The 4752-nt window shown below is 42.2% G+C and carries 7 protein-coding genes; 4 read left to right on the top strand and 3 right to left on the bottom strand.

The features are described 5' to 3' along the window. A partial coding sequence (locus tag IT291_00360) for an efflux RND transporter permease subunit (protein ID MCC6219673.1) occupies positions 1-304 on the bottom strand: 304 nt, incomplete at its 3' end. Further along, positions 285-1370, bottom strand: a complete 1086-nt coding sequence (locus IT291_00355; protein ID MCC6219672.1) for an efflux RND transporter periplasmic adaptor subunit — start codon at positions 1368-1370, stop codon at positions 285-287. The genes IT291_00355 and IT291_00360, both read right to left, overlap by 20 nt. Before the next feature lie 175 nt (positions 1371-1545). Between IT291_00355 and IT291_00350 the strand changes: the two genes are divergently transcribed. The 4 genes from IT291_00350 (at position 1546) to IT291_00335 (ending at position 4030) form a co-directional block, all read left to right on the top strand. Next, a complete protein-coding gene (locus tag IT291_00350) occupies positions 1546-2547 on the top strand; it encodes a MoxR family ATPase (protein ID MCC6219671.1) in 1002 nt (333 codons plus the stop codon). Positions 2548-2584: 37 nt separating this feature from the next. Next, the gene (locus IT291_00345) at positions 2585-3091 is read left to right on the top strand and encodes a hypothetical protein (protein ID MCC6219670.1); all 507 of its coding nucleotides are present in this window, start codon (positions 2585-2587) and stop codon (positions 3089-3091) included. Further along, positions 3084-3260: a hypothetical protein gene (locus tag IT291_00340; GenBank protein ID MCC6219669.1), complete on the top strand. Its 177-nt coding sequence runs from the start codon at positions 3084-3086 to the stop codon at positions 3258-3260. Before IT291_00345 ends, IT291_00340 begins: the two co-directional genes overlap by 8 nt. Positions 3261-3565: 305 nt before the next feature. After that, on the top strand, positions 3566-4030 hold the full coding sequence (locus tag IT291_00335) for a hypothetical protein (GenBank protein ID MCC6219668.1): 465 nt from the start codon (positions 3566-3568) through the stop codon (positions 4028-4030). A 44-nt stretch (positions 4031-4074) separates the two neighbouring features. Here IT291_00335 and IT291_00330 read toward each other — a convergent pair whose 3' ends face one another. Further along, complete coding sequence (locus tag IT291_00330) at positions 4075-4335, bottom strand: hypothetical protein (GenBank protein MCC6219667.1); 261 nt, start codon at positions 4333-4335, stop codon at positions 4075-4077. Between the last annotated feature and the right edge of the window lie 417 nt (positions 4336-4752).

Below are 4752 nucleotides of genomic sequence, written 5' to 3'. Positions count from 1 at the left end.
CAATATCGCGCCACAACTCAAACTCAATAGTTATCTTGCTAAGCTCTTCGCGACTTTCACTGCTAAGGGTTTTAATGCCTTCGATGCCGTTAATTACTTCTTCTAATTTTTCAGTAACTTCTGTCTCGACCACATTACTACTAGCGCCAATATAAGTTGTCGAAACATCGACGATAGGGGGATCTATATCTGGAACTTCGCGCACAGGAAGATTTAACATCGACACAATGCCAACGAGCACGAGGGCGATGTTCATCATCGAAGCAAGAATTGGGCGTTTAATGCTAATTTCTGGTAGAATCACTCCTCAACTCCTTAGTCGACTTGTCCTCTACCAGCTTAAAACTTACCTGCGAACCAGGGCCAATCTTTTGGACACCTTCGACAATAACCAATTCCCCCTCGCTAACGCCGGAGGCTATTTCAACCCTTCCCTCCAAACGCTTTCCAATTGTAACCGGCTTAAGTTCTACAGCGTCCCTGTCTCCAATGATATAGACGAGCACACTGTCCTTATGCACCATCAAAGCCGATTCGGGAATTACTACAGCTTCCTCTCTAACCTCAAACACCGCAGCCACTCTTGCCAACATGCCGGGTTTTAAGCGAAAGTCTGCATTGGGAATTCGAGCTTTAACTAGAATAGTTCTAGTATTCGAATCCACTTGAGGCGAAATAAAAAATACTTTGCCTACAAAACCTCTATCTGGATATGCCGCGACCTCTGCACGCACCTCTAAACCCGCTACCAAGCGATTCGAAAAACGTTCGGGCACATTAAATTCGAGTTTAATTGTATCGTACTTAACAATGGAGGATAACGTCTGGCCCTTAGCTACCAGCTGTCCCGTGCTAATGAGTCGCTCGCCCATTTCTCCATCAAAAGGCGCAAGCACTTTTGCATCCTCGAGATTTTGCCTAGCTCGCTCGGCAGTAGCTCTAGCGGCTTGAAAGGCGTACTTAGCTTGGTCATATTCCCTAGATGAAATCGTGCTCTTCTTAAAAAGCTCCTCGCTCCTCTTAAGGTTTGCTAAGGCCAATTGATAGTTAGCCTCAGCTTCCGCTAACATGGTAGAAAGTTTTTGTTCGTCTATTTTAAACAACAATTCGCCCTGCCTCACCGCCTGGCCTTCTCTAAAAGCTACCTCCTCCACTATCCCATCTATCTCGCTCTGAATTTCCACCACTTCATCAGCACCCAATGTGCCGACCACAGAAATCTCATCGCTAACACTTTCTCTAACTGCCTTGTAAGCAACTACAGGAGTTATTGCCAGCGAATGCTGGTTCTCGCCTTCGCCACCACCGCAAGCATTTGAGCCAAAGCTCATAATACAAAGGAGACAACAAACTAGGTATTTACTAGACATTTAACCAACTCATATTACACAGATATACATATAGAAACCAGACACTTGTCGACAGCTATACATATATTATTGGCGAGTAGCAACAATGAATTGGCCACAGCACGCCTCTCTTGCTAAATTGAACTTCCACAGAGCACTCTGAAACAACATTAGTAAAAATATAGGATTTAAGACAATGCATGAAGTGGGAGTTGATGAAACAATAGGGAAAAGCTTTCAGACACTTAACAAACTGCACGCTGCGCTTAGTGCTGTGATCAAGGGCCGCGAAGATACGATTAGCCTCTTGCTCACTGGTTTGGTCGCTAATGGCCATGTGCTTCTCGAAGACTATCCCGGCAGTGGCAAGACAACTTTGGCGAAAACGCTTGGTTCTTGCATAGATTGCAGTGGCGCAGATAGTGCCGCAGAAAATATTTTACCATTTAGGCGCATTCAGTTTACACCAGATCTTTTGCCTAGCGATGTGCTTGGCGTCAATGTTTTTGATCCGCGAAGCGCAACTTTTCGCTTTCAGCACGGCCCAATATTCGCCCACGTCGTTTTAGCAGATGAAATAAACAGAACTGGGCCCAAGGTTCAAGCGGCATTTCTAGAATGTATGGCAGAGAGACAAGTAACTATTGACAACCATACTTATCCACTAGACGAATTGTTTTTTGTAATAGGCACGCAAAACCCCTTAGATCTCGCTGGAACGTACCCACTTCCCTTAGTGCAACTAGACCGTTTTCTTCTTCGCGTTCCCATGAAATATGTAGACTCGCAAACCGAACTAGAAATATTAGAGAACATTGACGAGATAACTCGAAACAGCAAAAGAGCTACGCCAGTAATAACTCGAGCGGAAATTTTGGACGCTCGACAGGCGGTAAATAACGTCTACATTGCTAAACAAATCTTAGAAACAATAGTAAATATTGTGCAGGAAACCCGTTCAAACAGACTTCTTCAGTTTGGCGCATCCACTAGAGCCGCAATAATGTTTAAACTCGCTTTAGGTGCCTGGGCACTTAACCAAGGACGGAGCTACGTTAATGAAGACGACGTAAAATTTCTTGCTCCTTTTGTATTAAAGCACAGACTGCGATTCCATCCAGGCGCAGGTGACGCTAACGCTGCATTTGATGAGTTAATAAAGCCTCATATAGAACGCCTAATTTCGTCTGGAGTCTAAGAGTATAGTTAAGATTAAGAGTTCTAAAGTAGGCATAATGAATACATTTCTTAAGGTAATAAGTAGCTTAAACGATAAAGGATGTAGATACGTCGTAGTTGGCGGATTTGCTGCCGTTATGCATGGCAATAATAGATTCACCTCGGATTTAGACCTAGTTGTTGATCTAAACGAATGCGAGGCAAAAAAGACTATTCAGGCGCTGATCGCTATTGGTTTTCAGAGCAGATTGCCCGTGAACCCATTAGATTTTGCAAGTGCAACACAAAGAGGTATGTGGATAGAGGAAAAAAATATGAAAGTGTTTTCACTTATAGACCCTAAACAAGCAACCTTCGCCGTCGATCTCTTTGTAGAGTCAGTGATTGATTTTAATGAGCTCTATGCTCGTTCTGTTGTTCTTAACATCGAGAACGTAGATATTCGTATCTGCTCTATCGTCGACCTTATTAAAATGAAGGAAATAAGCGGTAGACCCCAAGATTTAATAGACTTAGATAATTTGAGAATTCTTAGAGAGCGAGGCCTAACGTTAGATGAATAAGCATAATGCGCAAACAAAAAGGAAGATCACGGATAGTTCATGGGAACAATCTAGAATCGACAATTTGATTCAATTTGCAACATCAACTCCTGATGAAAAGCTCTTATGGCTCGAGAATATGCGTGCCTTATTGATTGCCGCTCATGCGGCAACTCCCAAGCGCAAGTAGAAGAAATATAATGATGCTTCCGGATTAAACTAGAACATCCATTCCATTGTAATAGCGCCTTCCTCAATGCTAAGATTAAATTATTAGGTGATGAAAAATGTCGTGGTGGTTGGGGTGGTTATTGGAATCGATTTGTTGAAGATCGCTATCTAAAAATTAGTAAGTGCCTTTAAGTTTTTTTAAAGGCCTCTAAGTGTTTCGTCCAGAGGTCGGTGTTTTATACAGCGCGAGCTGTTCGGGTTTTCGCAGATTATAAGGTTAAGGCTTTTTTCTTAAAGGCAGAATTAACCTAGGAGGACCTGAACATGAGAGCGCAAACTACCACATTAACAACCTGCAATAACAAAGCCCATATTCATTTCGGATCGCCAGCCTTTAGATTTGCGGATTTTCTGCTTGCAGTTAAAGACAGAGCTGAGGATATTTCAAGCTCAAATGTTTCCAAGGCGGATTATTTGCTGCATCTAGAAAAAGCTCTCTTTATGGCGGCAGAAACGATAAGCATGTTTCAGAAATTTACAAAACTTTCGGAGGCAGATAATGCCACGGAGAAAAACCTATCACTGGGGAAGGATCATTGGTTAGCAGCTACAGATACGCACTGCAAGGAGCTAAGTGCCTCATCAGCCTTTTGCCCAAAAAGTTTTATGGATTGCCTGCAAAGTCAAGCCGAAAAGATTTCATGCTGCCAATGCAAAGACGAAATAAAACTCGAAAGACTAAAAAGCCTTTTTTGCGGGGCGGCAGCTTTGTTAGGGGAGTTAAGCTAGGCGGCGATCCAAATATTAACATCTAAAGCGATTTTCATTGCCAATCAAGAGTACATCTCATCGCGAAGCTTAGCAATTTTGTCATCGCTTGGCTCCTTATAGTCGGAACCCAAATATTTTGCATGAAAGCGATCTAGCCAGTCTGTCTTCTCTTGCTGAAAAGACAGTTTTCGCAAAAAATTCTCTACGAGAACAGACAACGATTCGCCCTGACTCTCAGCAACTAATTTAGCTGCCTCGATTACAGAACTGTCAACTGATAGAGTAAGCTTCTTCTTCAGCGCAACTTTCCTTTTTGTGCTCATACGTGTGATTTTATATCGAATACGTATAAGCGTCAACAAAAAAAGCTGTCGTAGCAATCGGCACTGATTGAATAGTTGTTAATTGTTGTTAATTGTTGACATCCCCAACCTATTTAGATTATTAGTCGGGTTTGTACCATTTACAAAAAGGATTCTTGTAAATGGTACAAACAGCAAGTGCGCAAGCACTTGCCAATAAACAACAAATACCGTTTCCAAAAAGTAAAATATTTAACTTACTTTTTGGAAACGGTATAGGTGTTTTTCGATCTTTTACAGTCCGAGAAAGAGTAGATTTGTTTCTGTTCTGTCTTAGTGTGGTCCAATTTGGGCATTACTATTAGCAGGACAGCTTTTAGCAGATTAAAGCATTACTGCTTAGGCCAAGTGCACAAGGATGCACGGCTTAAAGGTTTT

The organism is Deltaproteobacteria bacterium (genome assembly GCA_020845775.1).
Classification (GTDB): Bacteria; Bdellovibrionota_C; UBA2361; order SZUA-149; family JADLFC01; genus JADLFC01.
This window is presented reverse-complemented; position numbering and strand designations above follow the sequence as displayed.